19 protein-coding genes are annotated in these 19524 nt (G+C 55.3%); 8 read left to right on the forward strand and 11 right to left on the reverse strand.

The features are described from left to right. Positions 1 to 53: 53 nt before the first annotated feature. The 5 genes from CLU80_RS07685 to CLU80_RS07705 all read right to left on the reverse strand — a co-directional run bounded on the left by CLU80_RS07685 (position 54) and on the right by CLU80_RS07705 (position 6116). Entirely contained in the window at positions 54 to 1082 is a 1029-nt protein-coding gene (locus tag CLU80_RS07685; protein WP_099757114.1) for an RES family NAD+ phosphorylase, read from the reverse strand. 8 nt (positions 1083 to 1090) lie between these two features. Next, positions 1091 to 2023 (reverse strand): sce7725 family protein, encoded by a 933-nt coding sequence (locus CLU80_RS07690; RefSeq protein WP_099757115.1) that lies wholly within the window; start codon positions 2021 to 2023, stop codon positions 1091 to 1093. 5 nt (positions 2024 to 2028) lie between these two features. Further along, positions 2029 to 2910 (reverse strand): sce7726 family protein, encoded by an 882-nt coding sequence (locus CLU80_RS07695; protein ID WP_099757116.1) that lies wholly within the window; start codon positions 2908 to 2910, stop codon positions 2029 to 2031. 1042 nt (positions 2911 to 3952) lie between these two features. Continuing rightward, positions 3953 to 5491 (reverse strand): RNA-directed DNA polymerase, encoded by a 1539-nt coding sequence (locus CLU80_RS07700; RefSeq protein ID WP_099757117.1) that lies wholly within the window; start codon positions 5489 to 5491, stop codon positions 3953 to 3955. A gap of 364 nt (positions 5492 to 5855) precedes the next feature. Then, on the reverse strand, positions 5856 to 6116 hold the full coding sequence (locus CLU80_RS07705) for a DUF6429 family protein (RefSeq protein WP_099757118.1): 261 nt from the start codon (positions 6114 to 6116) through the stop codon (positions 5856 to 5858). 266 nt (positions 6117 to 6382) lie between these two features. Here CLU80_RS07705 and CLU80_RS07710 point away from each other — a divergent pair, with 266 nt between their 5' ends. Then, positions 6383 to 6712, forward strand: coding sequence for a hypothetical protein (locus tag CLU80_RS07710; RefSeq protein ID WP_099757119.1), 330 nt, complete (start codon positions 6383 to 6385; stop codon positions 6710 to 6712). A gap of 12 nt (positions 6713 to 6724) precedes the next feature. Here the strand turns inward: CLU80_RS07710 and CLU80_RS07715 are convergent, their stop codons facing one another. Both CLU80_RS07715 and CLU80_RS07720 read right to left on the reverse strand, forming a co-directional pair. Continuing rightward, the gene (locus CLU80_RS07715) at positions 6725 to 7093 is read right to left on the reverse strand and encodes a PH domain-containing protein (RefSeq protein ID WP_034156100.1); all 369 of its coding nucleotides are present in this window, start codon (positions 7091 to 7093) and stop codon (positions 6725 to 6727) included. Between the two features lie 45 nt (positions 7094 to 7138). Beyond that, on the reverse strand, positions 7139 to 7885 hold the full coding sequence (locus tag CLU80_RS07720; protein WP_099757120.1) for a hypothetical protein: 747 nt from the start codon (positions 7883 to 7885) through the stop codon (positions 7139 to 7141). Positions 7886 to 7910: 25 nt separating this feature from the next. Between CLU80_RS07720 and CLU80_RS07725 the strand changes: the two genes are divergently transcribed. The 3 genes from CLU80_RS07725 to CLU80_RS07735 all read left to right on the forward strand — a co-directional run bounded on the left by CLU80_RS07725 (position 7911) and on the right by CLU80_RS07735 (position 11213). Next, positions 7911 to 8369, forward strand: coding sequence for a hypothetical protein (locus CLU80_RS07725; RefSeq protein WP_286079714.1), 459 nt, complete (start codon positions 7911 to 7913; stop codon positions 8367 to 8369). Between the two features lie 115 nt (positions 8370 to 8484). After that, positions 8485 to 9222 carry a hypothetical protein gene (locus tag CLU80_RS07730; RefSeq protein WP_093430661.1) on the forward strand — a complete coding sequence of 246 codons (738 nt, stop codon included), beginning with the start codon at positions 8485 to 8487 and terminating at the stop codon, positions 9220 to 9222. 71 nt (positions 9223 to 9293) lie between these two features. Beyond that, on the forward strand, positions 9294 to 11213 hold the full coding sequence (locus CLU80_RS07735) for an alkaline phosphatase D family protein (RefSeq protein ID WP_099757122.1): 1920 nt from the start codon (positions 9294 to 9296) through the stop codon (positions 11211 to 11213). A 122-nt stretch (positions 11214 to 11335) separates the two neighbouring features. Here CLU80_RS07735 and CLU80_RS07740 read toward each other — a convergent pair whose 3' ends face one another. Beyond that, a complete protein-coding gene (locus tag CLU80_RS07740) occupies positions 11336 to 12508 on the reverse strand; it encodes an aspartate aminotransferase family protein (RefSeq protein ID WP_099757123.1) in 1173 nt (390 codons plus the stop codon). A gap of 102 nt (positions 12509 to 12610) precedes the next feature. On the opposite strand from CLU80_RS07740, the gene CLU80_RS07745 reads away from it, so the two are divergent. Next, the gene (locus CLU80_RS07745) at positions 12611 to 13513 is read left to right on the forward strand and encodes a LysR family transcriptional regulator (protein WP_093430664.1); all 903 of its coding nucleotides are present in this window, start codon (positions 12611 to 12613) and stop codon (positions 13511 to 13513) included. 38 nt (positions 13514 to 13551) lie between these two features. Next, entirely contained in the window at positions 13552 to 13956 is a 405-nt protein-coding gene (locus tag CLU80_RS07750) for a GNAT family N-acetyltransferase (protein ID WP_099757124.1), read from the forward strand. Positions 13957 to 13966: 10 nt separating this feature from the next. Here the strand turns inward: CLU80_RS07750 and msrA are convergent, their stop codons facing one another. From msrA to msrB, 3 genes are read right to left on the reverse strand one after another with little or no spacing between them, the layout of a single operon-like run. Further along, positions 13967 to 14665 (reverse strand): peptide-methionine (S)-S-oxide reductase MsrA, encoded by a 699-nt coding sequence (gene msrA / locus CLU80_RS07755; protein ID WP_099757125.1) that lies wholly within the window; start codon positions 14663 to 14665, stop codon positions 13967 to 13969. A gap of 15 nt (positions 14666 to 14680) precedes the next feature. Continuing rightward, positions 14681 to 16489: a cytochrome c biogenesis protein DipZ gene (locus CLU80_RS07760; protein ID WP_099757126.1), complete on the reverse strand. Its 1809-nt coding sequence runs from the start codon at positions 16487 to 16489 to the stop codon at positions 14681 to 14683. A gap of 43 nt (positions 16490 to 16532) precedes the next feature. Next, positions 16533 to 17051 carry a peptide-methionine (R)-S-oxide reductase MsrB gene (msrB, locus tag CLU80_RS07765; protein WP_093430668.1) on the reverse strand — a complete coding sequence of 173 codons (519 nt, stop codon included), beginning with the start codon at positions 17049 to 17051 and terminating at the stop codon, positions 16533 to 16535. A gap of 151 nt (positions 17052 to 17202) precedes the next feature. On the opposite strand from msrB, the gene CLU80_RS07770 reads away from it, so the two are divergent. Both CLU80_RS07770 and CLU80_RS07775 read left to right on the forward strand, forming a co-directional pair. Further along, a complete protein-coding gene (locus CLU80_RS07770; RefSeq protein ID WP_093430669.1) occupies positions 17203 to 17913 on the forward strand; it encodes a response regulator transcription factor in 711 nt (236 codons plus the stop codon). After that, the gene (locus CLU80_RS07775; RefSeq protein WP_099757127.1) at positions 17910 to 19427 is read left to right on the forward strand and encodes a sensor histidine kinase; all 1518 of its coding nucleotides are present in this window, start codon (positions 17910 to 17912) and stop codon (positions 19425 to 19427) included. Before CLU80_RS07770 ends, CLU80_RS07775 begins: the two co-directional genes overlap by 4 nt. Positions 19428 to 19524 lie beyond the last annotated feature (97 nt).

The following is a 19524-nucleotide window of genomic DNA, read 5'->3' on the forward strand; positions in this document are numbered from 1 at the left end:
GACTCGGATTAAAACTGAATCAGCCCGCAGTATGAAAGGCCGGATAGACAAGTTCAATCAATTGAGAGCTCTACATCAACGGAAACTCGATTAATTTTATACAATGATACGGCGCCTCCAATAGCTTTGGACGGATCGAACAATGCCAGGTTCATTCCATCACTTACAGAGCTACGGTAAGCAACTCCGTCATATCCACTCTTTTTTATAAACTCACAAAGATACTGACTCGGCACATAATCTATAGCTGCACCCTGTGGCAACACTGGCCTTGTCAGCTCGTCTCCTAAGCGCTCCAAGAAGGCAATATCTGCGCGTAACTGCCCAATTGCGCCCGCATCCCCCAACAAAAAAGGAGAAACTAATTTTCTGGGATTCCGGAGATCAACTATTCGCAACGGTCCAGCAATTGTGAACTCAGCTACACAAGCAACTTCCCCAGTATGCGGACGAACTTCTGAGGCTGCGGTTTCGGGCTGCGAACCGATGTATAAGTAAGGTATACCAGGAGGATTTGCGCGACCATGTGATGCAAGCCGCTTGGGAGGTGGGCCCATTTCCTCAATTGAATAGGTTCTGTCCCCAGCGCGGATTCTGGCCCGATACCAAAGTTGAGGTAAATCATCGGCCGGAAGATGGCTAAGCAGCTCTTTGAAGCGATCTGTATCGAGGGGCTCATCTAAAAAGTAACGATTTTTATACATAAGCTCATCTCGCAAGGTTTCCCATCTAATAAGCACCTCGCTTTGATATCTCTCAGATGGCGAGAAGTTTCTGCGTACAATATCGCCATCATCAAGTATTTCCCCCAACAGTTCCTTCGCATGGGCGACATCCATTCGGGAGTGCGAAAAAAGCTGCCAATCCTCTTTCAACCATTCAACGAGTGGTTTTCCATCTGGATCTGGTTCATAAATACTTATCAGGAGCCTAAACCAGTCCTCGAGAACTACTGCCTCAACTAAGTCCACATCATGAGAGTAACAAAAACCACATACACCTCGACCATCAGAAATCAAAGGAATGATATCTTGTGTCAGACCTCGATCGCCAAAACACTCTGGACAGCAATGAGTAGGCATACTAATTCTCAGCCAAGGAATTTAGAAAGTGTCTCAACATGATGATTCAGTGAAATCTTTTTTAAATATCCCAATCCCGGAAAGTGACCCCGAGCATGAAGCTTCCGCAGTTCTCCAATGGCTGCTGTCTCGTAAAGCTTCGAGTGTCCCGAGTCTAACTTCATCATCAGCTTGTCCAAAGCCTCCGCAAACTTTCCAGCCGGGTCAGTTGGCGTATCTTGACTTGTCGAGACGAAATGATAAATAAACATTGCGTCATCTTGATCGGGATCTATAAATGTCAGATGTATAGCTACCGCGTAAGCAGGCCCCCCTGACTCTGAATATCCGTCGCCAACTATTGAGAAGTCACCAAACCCATTCATGCCTTCGTCTTCGTAAGTGACATTAAGATCAGAAAATATTTCTACCGCAGGATAATCCCGGTTGCGCCTACGCTTAAACCCATCCCGTAAAAGCACACGTTCACTTCCACTGAAGTGCTTGCGGTAAGTTTTTTGGCAGTAACTCTCATTGAATATGTTACGTGTCGCAGCTAATTTTCCACCAAACTCGAAAGCTAGTTCTTTACCTTGGGTGAAGCCTGCATGAATGAAATTTATCCGATGCTCGCGGTATCGCTCACTAAGATCTATTGCTTCAGCTACGCCCATATCCTCTTTAAGTAAGATCCCAACCTCAATGGATTGTTTGTCCGCATACTTTCTCACCAAGTCCGTAATACCGGCTGCATTATCCCTATGGTCGCCGTGGTATGGATTAACCACAATTACCGCTCTTCCGTTCTGATCACAAACCGCCTTCAATGTTTTCTCCAGCCCAGCTAAGGCTTCGCGGACGGGTTCGATGATCGGCACAAAGTTAGAGGCTGCTATCAGTTCAGCATTATCACGAATTGAAACCAATTCGTATTGTTTACCGCGAAAGTAAGGATAGTACATTGAGTCTATTTCCAGTCCATGGCGATACGTAAGGGGGTGCTGAGTGCCTGAATCATCCGTGTGTGGTCTGTGTTTCGGATGTTTACTGACAAAGCAGCGGCGCGTAGAGACGGAGGTAACTGACCAACGAATTTATTAAGGGGAGCCAGAGTGCGTGTTCGCTTTAAAGTTTTTACCATGAGTGAATGAACGTCTTCAGGCGGTAATTTCGAAAAGTGATCTCGCATCGCCCTGCGTATCATAGTATTTGGCAAGTCGGGAATTATCACTCCAAGCTTATCCAAAATAATACGAGCCTCATCTGTACGAAGAGATTCGAAAATCGTTACAGGGCAAACATTTTTAACATTATTAGAAGACTCACGCACTCTAGTAATTTGATTTCGTTTATTCAGACATAAAATCCCCACCCCACTTGAAGTGCTATCAATCAAGCTTGGGATGTGCGACTCACTTGCAACAATATATATTTTTGCGAAAACTTTTTGATAATTAATTATTTGATTATCGAGCCTGGCTAGCGTATCCCGCTCAGACTTTATTTCATAAACGGTCGAGGTTCCGTTCAAAATAGCGAGATCAGCCTTGCATGCTCCGGCGCGGAACTCGGTCAGCATACAAGCAGTGTTTAGGGAATGTGTTCCGAGTAATACATTTTGAGTTAATGCTGCTCGATAAACATATTCATCTCGAAACCCAGTATGTCGTAAGATCGCAAACGCGTTATCAAAAGCATCTGCCACAGTATTTCCGTCGACAGTTGCTAGCTCTGTTTGGCGAAAAAGTCTAGAAAACATTGCTGACTGCCCCTTCCGCGCAATATCGCGGAATACTCCGGGGGAAAATAACCGTGAAAGGGCAGTGAGCTGTAATGCGTTCGGTGACACGTCCCTCTCCAAATTTGATGATCAAGCTTCGCAATCCAATCGTTATTCTAGATCATCACATTCAAATGGTGAATCAATGAATAAGGTTCGGATCCCATGGATTCTGGTAATGCGAATTTCCTACATTTGATATTTTGCGATGGCACCAGTCGCTAGCGCGGAGCCGGAGAGACGCACCGTCCGTGTGGAGGCGACGATATGGCGCCGCACAGGGAAGAGTGGGCGTTGCCATCAGGGTCCACTGCCCGACTGCGCAAGACCGACAATTTGGAGTTAACGGTCAGGGCGCTGGTCGCCGAGCGCCGGCAGCGAATCGGGTAGGAGGGAATGCTAACCATACTATCGGGCGATCAACCAGTTGGAGCACCCTGCTTTAATTTGCAACTGTTACACGACTTGACTCAGTTACACGCTTAAAAATTGGTGTGTCAAAACGGTGTAACTCTTATAAAACCCAATAGATACAATGAGTTAGAAATGCTTGTTACACGAGTTACACGAGTTACACCGCGTTTAGAACAGATATGAGCCCCGCTCCCCGGTAGCACAACCCCCTCCAGCGAACTTTAGGCGCATCTCCCGCGATCTGCCGGGGGCCCCTGAGGTTTTCATTGAGACACGGGGTCGGAAACCCGCCGGACTTTGTTAGCGGACAGGTGCCCAGCTTAGTGAACAGGTGAACCGGGTGAACACATCGTTCACCAGTGCAAATGCACAGTGTCTCGGAAAGTCGCCGGGGACCCTGAGCAAATCTGAAAGACACGGGGCACAAAACCCGCGTGATCTTGGCAGTGGCTGATTTTTGTACATTGGTTGACAGGTTGACTTGGTTGACGGTCCAAGGTGTCCATAATCATCAACACAAAAGGCCATCGTTACCGCTGCGGTAACGATGGCCTTTTTTCAGCAGAATTCTTTCGATTTCAATGCCTGAAATTTCAGTAACTTTGAAATCCTCCCACTAACACAGTCCTGCGGGTTTCCGACCCCGTACCAATCGAAAGCTCACAGGGTCCCCAGCGCCGTAATGAGGGCCGACTATTCAATAACCTCCATCATCACCATCGCTTGTAACGCGAACTGGCTTATATGTTTCAGGAGCATCAATATCTAGAAACGTCACACCAAGACCTTTAAACAAAATCGCAACAGGATCAACAACTATATTAGAAACATTAACTAAATGTAGTAGCCAATCACGGCGATAGCACTCATACGCAAACAGCCAATGATCTTGCTCGAAACAGTCATCAACCAACCATCCTTCCCACAAAACAGAAGTAAAGCCCGGATCAAAAACCCCCATCACTTTAGCTTGCATTGTAGCTGTAGCAACACATCCATCATCCATACGAGCGATAAATTCTTGCGAAGCCTCAGTTAACTTCAGACCTAACAGCATACATGCCCAAATACTCCATACAACTTCACTTCCATGACCAACTGGAGCGCTAACTTGCACTAATGCGTTAATTGCCCTGGACGCTATTCCCTTATCAATAAAATGTCCGCCGCTTTCTTTGTTCAACAATAAAACATCGATAACAAGACGCAAACAACCTGGGTCGAGCGCAATACACTGCCATAATAAATTTTGAACCAACCCCCATTGAATCTGAGAAGCTGTCACACTCTTTAATGCGGCGACACTATATCTAAGTACGCCTTCAGTTGGATGTTGTCGTGCAAGACCAAAAGCTCGATTGAAATAATCAATCCACTCAGGCGCAGACGCACCATCCGCAGGAATTATTGGTCTGAGCTTACTAACATAAACAGATTCAAGTTCACTCGGCAATTCAAAAATTGCTGTTTTATTTCCATTTAATTGCAGCTCCCGCTCGTACAGCTGAGCCTCCAGCATAATAAGTGCGTGTTCAGCATCCGATAATGTCGCAAAAGAAAACTCGATATCATCAATAAATCTTACACCTCCGACTATTTTGCACTCAGAGGCCAAACTAGCATCAATCGAGCTCAGTAAAAGCTCGGAAATGCCAAGTGAAGTATCCGGCCCAATCGCAATTCCTTTAGTCTGACCTGACTGACATGCTTGTAGCTCTTTATCAATCACGTTCCCGCAAAGGGTAAGGTCTCTAAATTTTGCTTTCGCTACAGATTTAGTATGCAACGCCCATGGAATCGTATGCGTATAGATCGATGAGTAAAATTGCGAGATATCTGCACGCAAAATGTACCTTGCCCCAACACGGGTGTGAGCACGCGCAGTTGCTCTATCCGCCAAACTCGATGCGATGGCTCTCACTCCCTGGGGGTCATAATGTGGTCGGGTATGAGAAAAAGGTGATTTTGCCCACTCAGCAGTCAACTGAGCAGTATTAACAGCAAAAACATTTGCAAGCCGAAAATAGTTGGCAGGGTTGGGGATAGTTAAACGTCGACGTAGCCCGCCAACCCGTGACAAATTATGGTGCATCGGCTGCGTCCAATTTGTCTGAGCCTTTGTCAAGCTGTCCGGCAATTTGCTCGTTACTCGCGCTACGTCGCCTAGGGTTTTTGAGGTGAACAAAGGCGGTAACTCTCGAGGCAAAAATCCTTTTTCCAGCAACGCTTCTAGCATGACGGTTTTCCTTGAGAACTAATTTCAGACGTTTAGCCGAGTGATGGCAATGCGAAGCTACCAGCTAGCTGGCGGATCGGATACAGCTTGGCTGAGTAGAGCTTCGATTGGCTGCGGCTTGAGGAAAAACGTGGTTTCTTCTTATAGTCAGTACTCAACAGAGAAAAGCTTGTATCCCGCTATGTATCCCCGAGGATATAATCTGCCTGCAAGCCACGTAGTATATGGAACCCTCGAGTCTCCCTCGGACACCAAAATCAAGAAAGGTCTTGCTTAGCAAGGCCTTTTTTTTCGTCTGTCGGAAAGTGCTCGCGCAATGCAGAACGCTCACCACTGCGCGGGTCGCACGTGACATAGCACGGACTCAGGTGTCGGAGTCGCTTGCAGTCTCAGCCTGAGCATTTCCCCTAAACAACCGCGCCGCTATCGCCCGCCCCCGCTCCAGCCCTTCCTCCGTCAACCAGACCGACTTGTTCCTGTTCACCGGGTTACTGATGAAACCCTGCTCATGCAATCGGTTCATGATGTCGAAATCGAATCCTTTCCAGGCATTGCCGTCGTCGGAACTGAGTGCTGCCAACAGGGAAAGCACGGCGTCTTCCATCAGTTTGTCGTCGTATTCCATGGTCGTCACTCCATTCGTATCCAACAGTTAACGTCGAGTGTGTGAAGGCTCACCATAATACTCGCCGACCTCCGATGGAAATTCCGCTTAATCCCGTGAAGGTTATTGATCGGCTTCAGTGTGCCCGGCCTCGCCTTTGGGCTGCACTTGTTGATCCCGCTCCGTATAATCCCGCCACTCTGAAGGCAGCCCAGCGCATCTTGCACCTAACGGTGGTGCCTCCAGTCATCAACTCTCACACTGACGGACATCGCTAAAGGCACCCCATGGAAACGTCACTGGAAACAGTCGCCCTTTTCTCCCTCAAACTCGCTTACGAGGAAGAAGGCCTGAGCCCGATCCTGCGGGATGACATGATCATGGGCGATTACCAGAAAGACATTTTCGAACTATTGGTACGGCGCGGGGATGTCGAGACCATTCAGTTCAAGATGAATCAATGCCTTGGCCTGGCGATGAATGCCTTGGGCGGCGTCGAGAAACCGCTGGGGCGCGAGTTGCACAAGTTGTCCGCTGAATTCAGCAAGGCGCGTTCGCTGGAGCAGCTGGATCAGCCGCTCCTTGCACTCAAGGGTTACTTGAAAGACATCTTGTGATCAGCAGCGCCGTTACAGCAGATGCTTCGAGATGTACTTGGAAATCTCCACCATCGACGTCTTCCCGGTGAATTCGAACTTCACCTTCCCCAGTGACGAGAAGTAAATCTCCAGCTCCGAATCCAGATCGAACGTGCCCGAGGTTTCCACGGAGTAGGCGACGATGTTCTTGTACGGCAAGGACGTGAAATCCTTCTTGCTGCCGGTAATCCCCTGAACGTTGACCGCGATGATGCGTTTGTTGGTAAACACCACGCCGTCACGCATGGCCTTGTAAGAGTCGATCACTTCTTCGCCATCCAGCAGCAGCGCGCTTACACGTTCGGCGTACTCGTCGTTCTGCTTGAGTTTGAAGAAGCCTTTGTTGTTGAAGTCGATCATCTGTCCATCCTCATCTTCAAGAAAACATCCCGGTATTTCTTTGGTTCAACGACGGGCTTTCAGCACGCGGATATCCGTCGGGAAGCCATCGGCGCCGACAAGCTTTTTCCAGCCCAGATACTGAAATTCGCCCTTCTCATCAATGTAATCGCCCTTCTCCACTGATCGGCCGCCAACCACCGCGACGCGCTTCACTTCGCCACAGCCGCCGTCAGAAGGCCGGACCGTATAGATCACATACGGTTTCACGTATTGCGTGGCGCGGAAGTATTGGCCGCAGATTTCGTCGACGGTGATCAACATGGTTTTCAGGCGTGCTTCGCCGTCGGTGTCTTCATGCAGTTTGAGGAAGGAGATGTCGCCGACGTCGCTGTAGCCGAGGGCGCGGGCGCGTTGGTATTCGGGGGAGTTCTGGTGGGCGATGCGGCCTTCCTCCGCAGCGCCTTGCATTTTCGCGGCGAACTCGGCTTTGCCTTGGGCAATGATTGATTCAGCCTGGCCCGCGAAGTTTTCGCATTCAGCGAATTCTCGCGAGCCCAAGTGATTGGGCGTCAGGTTGGAGCGGTGTTCATTCATGATCTGCAGGTTGCTTTCCAGGGCAAACATCACGTCGTAGGCCGTGGTCCGACCGCTTTGTACGTCGGCCATTTTTTCCAGCACGCGCTGGCAGTTGCCGGCGTAATACTTCCAGCTGTTTTCCGGGTGCTCTTGCACGGCGGCGAATGCGGGGGTTATTGCGACGGCAATTGTGATTGCGCAGAAAAGGCGCAAAAAATGAGTTCTGACAGGCATAGGTAGTCCATTACAGATAAGAGCGATGGCGCGAAGCTACTATTTTGCTATCTTGCCGTCCACTGCCAGTAACGAGGTCGCCAACGCCTCGATGGAGCCAATTTTCAGAGGGAGAAACACCTTGATGGCCGTGTTGTATTTTTTCGTCTGGGCAGCCGTTTGGGCTTGGGTCGTGCAGACTCGTGGTGCCTGGAACCTGATCCTCGCCAACCTGGCGGGTGCCGCCAGCGGCTTCATCGTAGCGATGATTTTTTCGGTGATCTGTTCGAGCCTTTTCCCGGCGCACGTGCCTCCCTCACCCGAAAACCTGGCCAGTAGCGTGTTGCAAATGATCACCACGTTCGGCGTGCTGGCGGGCGTCTGGATGTGGCTGGTCAGGCGCCCTCGGCCAGAGCATCCGTTGGCCCGGCAATTTTTCGCTGGTATCTGTGGCTTGGCTGCGGGTGTGACGACGCTGGCGTTTTTCGCGCTCAATTTTCACTGAGCACCGCTATCGTCACTGGCATTACACGTCTGTTTTGTTATCTTGCCGCCCATCGTCAGCGCTCACCTTGGGCGTGCGTTGATTTCAGGTTTGGAAGGTTTAAGGAAAGGATCAAATGGAGTTTCTGCGTTTTCTGGCGTTTGTCGCGGTGTGGGGGTTCATGTGGCGCTGGGTGGTCAAGAACCGCGGCAGCTGGAATATTTTCTACGGCAACATCGTGGGTGCTGCGGGCGGCTTCATTGTGGCGATGGTGGTGCTGTCGATCACGTTGTCGTTGTTTCCTTCGTCGCATGACTACGAAGCGCCGCAGGCCGAAAACACGCAGGTCACCGAGCCGAGCTCTTTATTGCCTGAAGCCGAGGCAGTCACACCCGCCGCCGAACTGAAAGATGCGCCGGCTTTTGCTGCCATCGAGCCGGACGACACGCCCTCTCCTCCCGATTCCGCATTGCTGCCGAACTACGCCAGCCGGGCGCCGAAATCGATCGGGTTACAGACCGTGCTGGATCAAAGCGACTATGACGGTCGCATGGCCCTGGCAGCGCTGAACAAGAAATTGCGCGGCGACGCACAGGCCGACAAGTCGATGATTGCGTATGTCATGTGCAGCCCGTTTGTGACCAGCACGTTGCGCTTTCCCGCGTCGGCGCGTTTTGCTGACAGCAAAGCCTTGGTCAGCCACCGCTTCAAGGATCAGGTCTACACCTTCAACAACACCGTCACCGCGCGCAACATGAACGGCGACGATGTCACCTACCGTTTCGATTGCTCGGTGCAAGAGCAGCCGCGAGTTGACGCGCTGCCTGCTCAATGGCGTTTGTTGGCGCTGAAACTGCAAAAAGCCGACTCTTAAGGCTGATTTAAGGGTTCAAGGCGCCGCCTGCGCTATCATCGCCGGCCTGTGCGCCTTGAGCTTTGCCCTCAATGTCTTCGACACCCGCTGACCTGATCCCGCTGCCTCCTGTCCTGGCCGGCCCGCTGCTGCGACGGCTTGAGCCAACGCGCGTGGTCATGTGGCTGGTCGGCACACGGCCACTGGCGCTGACCTTACGCCTGCAAGGTGTAGGAGACATTCCTCTCGACGCAGAGAAATGCAACGTTATCCCGGTAGGCCGTCAGGCGTTTGTTCATCTCATCGATGTTTCTCTCGATAACACCCTGCCCTGCGATACGCATATCGCCTATGACCTGCTGATCGACAACGCTGAGGGCATCGCCGACTGGGCGCCGCATCTGCTGTACGGCGATGCGACCAGCCCGAACTTCGTTCTGCGCTCGCGGATCGATCAACTGCTACACGGCTCCTGCCGCAAACCGCATCACCCGGCGGCGGATGGCTTGCTGTGCGTCGACCAATTGCTGGCGACGGCAACCGACCCGCAACAACGTCCGGCCCTGTTGATGATGAGCGGTGACCAGATCTACGCCGACGATGTGGCTGGTCCGATGCTGCGGGCGATTCATGCCCTGATCGAAAGGCTCGGCCTGTTCGACGAACACCTCGAAGGCGCGGTAGTCAGCGACAGCGCCAAGCTCTACGAACACCCGGCCAGTTACTACCACCGTGCGGATTTGTTACCGGCGCTGGAGAGCAACGAGACATTGCGCGAGCGATTTTTCGGCGGTGCGCGTAAGCCGATTTTCACCAGCAGCAGCGCTGACAATCACCTGGTGACCTTCGCCGAAGTCATGGCGATGTACTTGCTGGTGTGGTCGCCGACGGCCTGGTCGCTGATCAATCCGCAAGCGCCTGAACTGACGCCCGAACGCCTCAAGCGCTACACCCTCGAACAGACTCGCATCGACGCGTTCAAGGCTGGATTGGACAAGGTCGCCCGCGCGCTGGCGCATCTGCCGAGCCTGATGATTTTCGACGATCACGACATCACCGATGACTGGAACCTGTCTGCGCAATGGGAGGAAACGGCCTACGGCCATCCGTTCTCCAAACGCATCATCGGCAACGCGTTGATCGCCTATATGTTGTGTCAGGGCTGGGGCAACAATCCCGATGCCTTCAAGGATGTCTTGGAGAAAACACTGGGGCTGAGCGCCATCGGTGATGATCAGTACCTCGACAGCCCGGTGCAGGATGCTCTGATCAATGATTTGTTGCGCTTTCAGCAATGGCATTTCGTCCTGCCGAGCAGTCCGGCGCTGGTAGTCATCGACACCCGTACCCGCCGCTGGCGCAGTGAGATGGCGCTCAAGCAACCCTCGGGCCTGCTCGATTGGGAGGCGCTGAGCGAACTGCAACAGGAACTGCTCGATCACCCGTCAGCGATCATCGTTTCCCCGGCGCCGATCTTCGGCGTGAAGCTGATTGAAACCGTGCAGAAGGTTTTCAGTTGGTGCGGTTATCCGCTGCTGGTCGACGCGGAAAACTGGATGGCCCATCGCGGTGCGGCGCAGGTGATCCTGAATATTTTCCGCCACTCGCGCACACCGGGTAACTACGTGGTGCTGTCGGGCGATGTGCATTATTCCTTCGTCTACGAAGTGCTTATCCGACACCGCAAGGCCGGGCCGCGAATCTGGCAGATCACCAGCAGCGGCATCAAAAACGAGTTTCCGAAAACCCTGCTGGAATGGTTCGACCGCCTCAACCGCTGGCTCTATTCGCCACGGTCACCGCTGAACTGGTTTACCAAACGCCGCCGCATGCGCATCGTGCCGTACACGCCTGAACATGCTGAGGCTGGCGAACGCCTATGGAACTCAGCGGGGATCGGTCAGGTGTTTTTCAATGAGCTGGGGCAGCCGCGCGAGATCATTCAGCACAATTCGAATGGCAAGGCGAAGACGCGGATGCTGGCGCCGGATCTGGCGGATTATCCGGACTAAGGCCTGCACCGAAAATGTGGGAGCGAGCCTGCTCGCGAAAGCGGTCGATTATCCAGCAGAGATGTCGACCGATAGTCCGCCTTCGCGAGCAGGCTCGCTCCCACCGTGCTGCTTGCCAGCGATCAATGCGCAATCAGTGCTCGCCCCACACCTCTGACAATCATCTCCACCTCACGCTCATCAATCGTCAGCGGTGGCAGCAGCCGTATCGTCTTGCCACGCGTGACGTTGATCAACAGCCCGTGATCCCGCGCCGCGATCAGCGTTAGATCACGCACCGGTTGTTTCAGCTCGATACCGATCATCAAGCCCTGACCACGAATCGCCAGCACATTGGGATTGTCCGCCAGCTCTGCACGCAGCCGAGTCAACAGACGCTCACCCTGAACCCGGGCGTTTTCCAGCAGGCCCTGTTCTTCGATGATATCCAGCACCGTGCAACCGACCCGGCACGCCAGCGGATTGCCGCCGAAAGTGCTTCCATGGCTCCCGGGCGTAAACAGATCCGCCGCCCAGCCCCGGGCCAGGCACGCGCCGATCGGCACACCGTTGCCCAGTCCTTTGGCCAATGTCATGACATCCGGGACGATGCCTTCATGTTGGAACGCAAACCAGCGGCCGGTGCGGCCGATGCCAGTCTGGATTTCATCAAGCATCAGTAGCCACGCATGGCGATTGCACAGCTCGCGTAACGCTTTCAAGTAACCCGGCGGCGCAAGCTGCACACCGCTTTCGCCCTGGATTGGCTCGACCAGAATCGCCACGATCCGCTCACCGTGTTTTTGCTGCACCTGTTCCAGCGCTGCGAGATCACCGAACGGCACTTTGAGGAAATCACCCGGCAATTCGTTGAAACCCAGGCGCACCGCCGGGCCATCGCTGGCCGACAAGGTGCCAAGTGTGCGGCCGTGGAACGCGTTGGTCATGACCACTACCAGCGGCTGCTCAATGCCTTTGCGCCAGCCGTATAAACGCGCCAGTTTCAGCGCCGTTTCATTAGCCTCGGCGCCAGAGTTATTGAAGAACGCACGCTCCATCCCCGACAGCCCGGTCAGCCGTTTGGCCAATTGTTGCTGCCAGTCGATGCTGTACAGATTCGACGTGTGCAGCAGCAACCCGGCCTGCTCGCTGATCGCCGAAACGATCCGCGGGTGCGAGTGGCCGACGTTGGTCACCGCCACACCGGCAACCGCATCCAGATACTCGCGACCGGCCTGATCCCACAGGCGAGTGCCCAGGCCTTTAGTGAAACTCAGGGCCAGCGGTTGGTAGGTGTTCATCAGGGCGGCGGTCATGACTTCAAACTCCAGTGAAGATCGGTGTGCTGGCAGTATGGTTAACCACCGAAACTGGATAAACTCGGCAAAACTTCATTCATTTAAAAGCTGAGCTTGATAATGGACCTGTTCCAGTCGATGAGCGTGTACGTCAAAGTCGTCGAAGCCGGGAGCATGACGGCGGCCGCGTTGCAGTGCGACATGTCGACGACCATGGTTGGCAATCACCTGCGCGCGCTGGAGCAGCGGCTCGGTGTGCAACTGTTGCAGCGCACGACTCGACGCCAGCGTCTTACCGAATTCGGCAGCGTTTACTACCAGCGTTGTCTGGATGTCTTGGGACTGGTGGCTGACTCCGAACGCCTGGCGGAACAAGCACTCGATGAGCCCCGTGGCCTGTTGCGCATTACCGCGCCACTGACCTTTGGCGTAGAACGCCTGGCACCGGCGCTCAGCGATTTTTCCCTGCAATATCCGCAGGTCAAAATGGATGTGGTGCTGACCAACAGTCGTCCAGACTTGCTGGAAAGCGGCCTCGACGTAGCCTTTCGGCTGGGCCATTTCGAAGAATCAAACCTGATCGCCCGTCCTCTGATCGATTACACACTGACTGTCTGTGCCTCCCCGCAATACGTGGCCCGGCGCGGCATGCCGCAAACCCCTGAAGATTTGCAACAACACGACTGCCTGTCGTTCGCCTACCCTGCCGGCGACGATTGGCAATCGGTGGAAAAACGCTGGCGCCTCAGCGGCCCGGAGGGAGAAATTCTCGTCGACGTCAGCGGGCCGATGCTGATGAACACTTCCGCCGGGTTGCACCAGGCCGCACGCACCGGCATGGGCATCGTGATGCTGCCCGATGCGCTGGTGGAACAGGATCTGCGCGACGGCAAACTGGTGACCGTCGTTCCCGACTATCAACCGCCCAGCCGTCCCCTGCATTTGCTTTATGCGCCGGATCGCTATCGCCTGCCAAAGCTGCGCCGCTTCGTCGAATTTGCGATGCAGACGTGGGGCAGATAATGATATCGAGCGACAACCGACAAGGAGTCGAACCGTAGATGAATAACAATCTGAGCGTACGCGACCTGCGGCCTGACGAAGTGGAGCCGGTACGACTGTTCCTCGGCCAAAACGGCTGGGCTCACCGAACCGGTTCCAGCGAACATTTCGCGCAACTCATCCAGAACTCTCAACGCACGGTAATTGCCCTGCACGACACCCAGGTCGTCGGCTTCGCCCGAGGCATCAGCGATGGTTTGTGCAACGGCTATCTTTCGATGGTCGTGGTCGATGGCCAGCATCGGCGCGCAGGCATTGGCCGCAGACTGGTTAAACATGTCATGGGCGATAACCCCGACATCACCTGGGTACTGCGTGCCGGGCGAGAAGGAGCCGAGGCATTTTTTGCCTGCCTGGGTTTCGAGACGTCAGTGATTGCCATGGAGCGACCGAGGCTCAAATAACGAGCCTTGATCAAGACCCGTCCTTCACCAACACCGGTTTTTCCTGATAGCGCTGCGCGAACACCTGCTTCAGATTCGCCACCTTCGGCATGTCGTTGATCACGATGTAGGGATAGCTCGGGTGCTCGGTCAGGAAATCCTGGTGGTAGTCCTCTGCCGGATAGAAACCGTTGAAGCTTTCAAGTTTGGTGACAATGGGTTTGCTGTAGGCGTGAGCTGCATCCAGTTGGGCGATGTAGGCCTGCGCGACCTTCAACTGATCGGCGTTGACCGGGAACAGTGCCGAACGATATTGCGTGCCGCTGTCCGGGCCTTGGCGATTGAGTTCTGTCGGGTTATGGGCCACCGAGAAGTAGATCTGCAACAGGCTGCCATAGCTCACCTGAGTCGGGTCGAAGGTGACCTGCACGGATTCTGCGTGGCCGGTATCGCCTTCGCTGACACGCTCATATTCCGCCGTGCCGGCCGCGCCGCCGGCGTAACCCGAGACGGCTTTCTGCACGCCTTTGACATGCTGGAAAACACCCTGCACACCCCAGAAGCAACCACCGGCGAACACTGCGGTTTCGCTGTGCGCCTGGGTCACTTCATCAAGAGTTGGTGGCGGAATCAGCACAGCATCCTCGCCCCCAAAGGAGAACGCCGAAACCTGGCCAATCACTCCGGCCACTGCAACTCCCAACAACACGCGACGCCATGTGATTTTCATTTCAAGGACTCCTGATCAACCGAAGGTAAAGGCGTAAGCTGATACGCCCGGGTCGAGAAATTCGATGGTGAAGGTTCGGTCCTGCACGCCGTCGTTTTGCCGCACCAGTTGATACAAGCGCTGTTCGGTCACACGGCCAGTGCCGTCAGGAGCGACATCGACGCCATGGGCCTTGCCCGGAATCTGGCCATCGATCATCACCTTGAAGCGCACAGGTTTGCCGTCCGCTGCCGGGCCGAGCACCAGATGCAAGTCGCGGGCATGGAAGCGATAAACGATGCGACTGGCCGGCGCACTGGCCGTGGCGCGCTCAGCACCCACCGACCATTGGCCGCCGAGGCTCCAGTCATTCAGGGTCAGTTTGGCTGGCGGGTTATAGGATGCGACCTTGTCAGGCACGAGGCCGGTTTCCGGTACGAAATGTTCCGCACGTTGGTAGCCGACATAGGTTTCCGGTGACTGCACTTCATTCATGTCCGGCGCCAGTTGCACGCCCTTGGCATCTGTGTCGATCAAACCATCGGCCACGGTTTTCGCACCTGCTTCACGCAGCAACTGTTGTATGACGCGTTCCGACTCGGCGTAGTCCCCTTCGCCAAAATGGTGGTAACGAATCCGTCCCTGAGCGTCGGCAAAGTAATGTGCCGGCCAATATTCGTTGTTGAAAGCACGCCAGATCCTGTAGTCGTTATCGATGGCGACCGGGTAGTTGATACCCAGTTCTTTCATGGCTTTGGTGACGTTGCCCACATCACGTTCGAAGGCGAACTCCGGTGCGTGTACACCGATTACTACGAGACCTTGATCACGATACTTCTCAGCCCAGGCTTTGACGTACGGCAAAGTGCGCAGACAGTTGATGCAGGAGTAGGTCCAGAAATCCACCAGTACCACTTTGCCTTTCAATGCCTGAACATCCAACGGCGGTGAATTGAGCCATTGCACGGCGCCGTCAAGCGGCGGCAACTGACCCTCGACCGGTAAAGTCCCCGGCGCCTTCGCGGCCATTTTCATCGCACCGCCAGCGGCCATCATGCTGCCGTTCGCAGCGCCTTCCTCAGCGGGAACCTGCGTCATCATCGTGCCGTTTGCGCGGGCAGAACGGGTCGAAAGCTTGCCGACCAACGCCTGTTCCAGACCTCCGGTAGACGCCGTCGATAACCGTGCCAGGGCCCCGGTATCGAGCCCCAGTGCAATGGCCGCGACGCCGGCCAACATCAAGGCGCCGAGACCACGACGAATCCACTCACCGGTACCGATCGAGCGCTTCATCAGCACAAAAACCTTACCGCCGAGCAACAGCGCCGCGGCCAACGAGGTGGCGGCACCCGCCGCGTAGGCGAGCAACAACAGCGTGGTGGCGATGCTTGCCCCTTGCAACGCGGCGCCGGTCAGAATCAGCCCCAGGATCGGCCCGGCGCAAGGTGTCCACAGCAGCCCCGTCGCGACCCCGATCAGAAACGAAGCGCCGGGACGCGGGCGATTGTCCTGCCCGGCGGCCTCCGACAGACGACTGCCGGCCGACACCAGCGGCCGGGTCAGACGCTCGGCTACACGCGGCAGCAGCAAGGTCAGCCCGAACAGGGCAACGAACAGCAACGCGAGCCAGCGCCCGTACTGATTGACTTGCACCACCCAACCGCCGCCCACCGCTGCCAATGAGGCGACGAGCGCAAAGGTCACCGCCATCCCCGCCAGCAGCGGCAAGCCACTTTTGATAAACGGCTGACCGGTGCGAGCGAAGACAAAAGGCAGCACCGGCAGGATGCACGGGCTGACGATCGTCAGCACACCACCGAGATAAGCGAGAACCAAGAGCCACATAAATTCGTCCTGTCTGAAGTGAAGATCGCGAGCGGGTCATGACTCAAGCCGCCACGGCTTGGAAGGTCATCGCCAGGCCGTTCATGCAGTAGCGCAGGCCGGTGGGCTTGGGACCGTCATCGAAAACATGACCCAGATGACCGCCGCAGCGGCGACAGTGAACTTCGTCGCGGGACATGCCGAACGAGCGGTCCTGACGTGTCGCCACCGCGTGTTCCAGTGGTGCCCAGAAACTCGGCCAGCCGGTGCGACTGTCGAATTTGGTCGAGGATGAAAACAGCGCCAGATCGCAGCCGGCGCAGGCAAACGTGCCAGTGCGGTGTTCGTTGTTAAGCGCGCTGGTGTAAGCCCGTTCGGTGCCTTCCTCACGCAGGATCTGGTATTGCTCGTCGCTCAGGATCGAGTGCCATTCACTGTCGCTGTGCGTCACCTCGAACGCCTCGTCCGCATGGGCCTCGCTGATCACTGCCGTGGCAGTCGACAATTTTGGCAATACACCCGCGACCAGGACTGCAACGCCCAGCCCGCCGCCCGCTAACAGAATCTGCCGCCGTGAAAACATGGCCGTCTCCAAAAATTCCAGATGCCCTTCATGGAACACAGCCTAGGCTTGGATTGATCGCCAAATCCTCACGGGGAGTTAACGAATTCGTGATAACTCGCCCGGAGGAAAACCCGCACAATGCGCTTATCGCGCCGAAGGATTGAGCTTCATGGAACAGACCAAACGCATCCTTGTGGTCGAGGATGACCAACACATCGCCGACCTGATTTGCCTGCATCTGCGGGACGAACAATTCGAGGTCACACACAGCGCCGACGGCGACGAGGGCATGCGCCTGCTGCAGCAAGGTCACTGGGATGCACTCATCCTCGACCTGATGCTGCCGGGGGTCGACGGTCTGGAAATCTGCCGCCGTGCCCGGGCGATGGCGCGTTACACACCGATCATCATCACCAGCGCCCGCTCCAGCGAATTGCACCGCATCCTTGGTCTGGAACTGGGCGCCGACGATTACCTTGCCAAGCCGTTTTCGATGCTCGAACTGGTGGCTCGGGTCAAAGCCCTGCTGCGTCGTGTCGATGCCATGGCACGCAATCTGAAGATGGACGCCGGCAGTTTGAGCCTCGATGGCCTGACCATCGATCCGATCACCCGCGAAGTCAGCCTCGACGCTCAGCGTATGGACCTCACGCCACGGGAGTTCGACCTGTTGTATTTCTTCGCCCGCCAACCGGGCAAGGTTTTCTCGCGCATGGACCTGCTCAACGCGGTCTGGGGTTACAGCCACGAAGGTTACGAACACACGGTCAACACCCACATCAATCGCCTGCGGGCGAAGATCGAAAAAGACCCGGCCCAGCCCTCTCGCATCCTCACCGTGTGGGGTCGTGGCTATAAATTCGGTACCGAGCAGCCATGAAACTGACCCTGACGCAGCGCCTGTCCGTGGTATTCGCCGTGCTGCTGTTGGTGTGCTGCGGCACATCGGCATGGCTGCAGGTGCGCTCAAGTCACATGCATGAGCTGGAGGTGGTACAAGGCCTGTCACGAGATCTGGCACAACACATCGCCCACGACACGGTGCTGATGGACAGCAACGGTCTGATGCCCGGTGCCGTGCGCGAACTGTTCAGCCAGTTGATGTTGGTCAACCCGAGTGTCGAGGTGTATCTGCTCGACACCGAGGGGCGGATTGTCGGAAGTGCTGCGCCCGAAGGGCGGATACGCCGCCAGCAGATCGATCTGGTGCCGATTCGCCAACTGCTCAATGACGGGCCGTTGCCGATCCTCGGCGATGACCCGCGCAGTGTTGATGGGCGCAAGGTGTTCAGCGCCGCGCCATTGCAGGTCAATGGCAAAGCCGCCGGCTATCTGTACGTAGTCCTGCTGAGCGAAGCTCATGATCGCTATGCCGAACGAGGCGCCACCAGCGCCGCACTCAACACCGCATTGCTTTCAATCGGACTGGTCGCTTTGTTGTGCCTGATCGCCGGCCTGACAGCATTCAATCTGATCACCCGGCCACTGCGCAGATTGACCGAAACCGTCAGCCGCTTCGACATTGACGGGGCGCCGTCACCTCAGCGCCTCACGACACCTGTGGATAAAACCGCCGATCCGGACGAAATCGCCCTGCTCGATGCAGCGTTCCGGCAAATGCAAAATCGCCTCGGCGAACAATGGCGCTCGCTTACGCGACAGGATCAGGAGCGCCGCGAGTTGGTAGCGAATATTTCCCATGACTTGCGCACTCCGCTGGCTTCGCTGCACGGTTATCTGGAAACCCTGCAATTGAAAGACGCCACGCTGTCGGCCGAAGAACGCCGCCGCTATCTCGGCATCGCTCTGGATCAGAGCCGCAAGGTCGGCGGTCTGGCGCAATCGCTGCTGGAACTGGTGCGACTGGAACACGGCTTTGTACAACCGGTGCTGGAGCGTTTTTCGCTTATCGATCTGGTGCAGGACATCTTCCAGAAATTCGAACTGACGGCGGAAGCGCGGCAGGTCGAACTCAAGGCCCAATTTGTGCCGAACCTGCCAACGGTCTGCGCCGACCTCGGGTTGATCGAACGAGTGCTGACCAATCTGGTGGACAATGCTTTACGGCATACACCTCAGGGCGGCGAGATCGAGTTCGATCTGAAACCCCAAGGGGCTTTGGTCGACGTGACGGTCAGTGACACCGGCCCCGGTATCGCTCCCGAGTTGCGCGAAGGCCTGTTCCTGCGCCCGTTCAATATCGGTGGCGCACGGCGTGACGGGGGGCTGGGCCTGCGTATCGTGCACCGCATCCTGCAATTGCATGGGCGAGACATTCAATTGCTGGAGGTCAGCGAGCGCGGCGCGACGTTCCGCTTCTCGCTACCGACGGATCAGCAAACCGCCGAACAGTGGATGATGCGTTCAATGAATTTGAACAGCCCCGGCAAATAGTTGAGACCGCCGGCCCCTTGCTCCGTGACAACGCCGCCCCGCTCCCCTAAATTAGTCGGCCTGAAAAAGCCCTTGGGTTTTCTCATCTCCACTCAAG

Source organism: Pseudomonas sp. 29 (assembly GCF_002754355.1).
GTDB lineage: Bacteria > Pseudomonadota > Gammaproteobacteria > Pseudomonadales > Pseudomonadaceae > Aquipseudomonas > Aquipseudomonas neuropathica.

Excerpts from the sequence above, each read along its gene's own strand:
- CLU80_RS07720 (WP_099757120.1), bottom strand. The coding sequence starts at position 7,885 with ATGCCTGTCAGAACTCATTTTTTGCGCCTTTTCTGCGCAATCACAATT.
- CLU80_RS07685 (WP_099757114.1), bottom strand. The coding sequence starts at position 1,082 with ATGCCTACTCATTGCTGTCCAGAGTGTTTTGGCGATCGAGGTCTGACA.
- CLU80_RS07725 (WP_286079714.1), top strand. The coding sequence starts at position 7,911 with ATGGCGCGAAGCTACTATTTTGCTATCTTGCCGTCCACTGCCAGTAAC.
- msrA (WP_099757125.1), bottom strand. The coding sequence starts at position 14,665 with ATGAAAATCACATGGCGTCGCGTGTTGTTGGGAGTTGCAGTGGCCGGA.
- CLU80_RS07740 (WP_099757123.1), bottom strand. The coding sequence starts at position 12,508 with ATGACCGCCGCCCTGATGAACACCTACCAACCGCTGGCCCTGAGTTTC.
- msrB (WP_093430668.1), bottom strand. The coding sequence starts at position 17,051 with ATGTTTTCACGGCGGCAGATTCTGTTAGCGGGCGGCGGGCTGGGCGTT.
- CLU80_RS07730 (WP_093430661.1), top strand. The coding sequence starts at position 8,485 with ATGGAGTTTCTGCGTTTTCTGGCGTTTGTCGCGGTGTGGGGGTTCATG.
- CLU80_RS07690 (WP_099757115.1), bottom strand. The coding sequence starts at position 2,023 with ATGTACTATCCTTACTTTCGCGGTAAACAATACGAATTGGTTTCAATT.
- CLU80_RS07735 (WP_099757122.1), top strand. The coding sequence starts at position 9,294 with ATGTCTTCGACACCCGCTGACCTGATCCCGCTGCCTCCTGTCCTGGCC.
- CLU80_RS07705 (WP_099757118.1), bottom strand. The coding sequence starts at position 6,116 with ATGGAATACGACGACAAACTGATGGAAGACGCCGTGCTTTCCCTGTTG.
- CLU80_RS07750 (WP_099757124.1), top strand. The coding sequence starts at position 13,552 with ATGAATAACAATCTGAGCGTACGCGACCTGCGGCCTGACGAAGTGGAG.
- CLU80_RS07745 (WP_093430664.1), top strand. The coding sequence starts at position 12,611 with ATGGACCTGTTCCAGTCGATGAGCGTGTACGTCAAAGTCGTCGAAGCC.
- CLU80_RS07700 (WP_099757117.1), bottom strand. The coding sequence starts at position 5,491 with ATGCTAGAAGCGTTGCTGGAAAAAGGATTTTTGCCTCGAGAGTTACCG.
- CLU80_RS07775 (WP_099757127.1), top strand. The coding sequence starts at position 17,910 with ATGAAACTGACCCTGACGCAGCGCCTGTCCGTGGTATTCGCCGTGCTG.
- CLU80_RS07770 (WP_093430669.1), top strand. The coding sequence starts at position 17,203 with ATGGAACAGACCAAACGCATCCTTGTGGTCGAGGATGACCAACACATC.
- CLU80_RS07715 (WP_034156100.1), bottom strand. The coding sequence starts at position 7,093 with ATGATCGACTTCAACAACAAAGGCTTCTTCAAACTCAAGCAGAACGAC.
- CLU80_RS07710 (WP_099757119.1), top strand. The coding sequence starts at position 6,383 with ATGGAAACGTCACTGGAAACAGTCGCCCTTTTCTCCCTCAAACTCGCT.
- CLU80_RS07760 (WP_099757126.1), bottom strand. The coding sequence starts at position 16,489 with ATGTGGCTCTTGGTTCTCGCTTATCTCGGTGGTGTGCTGACGATCGTC.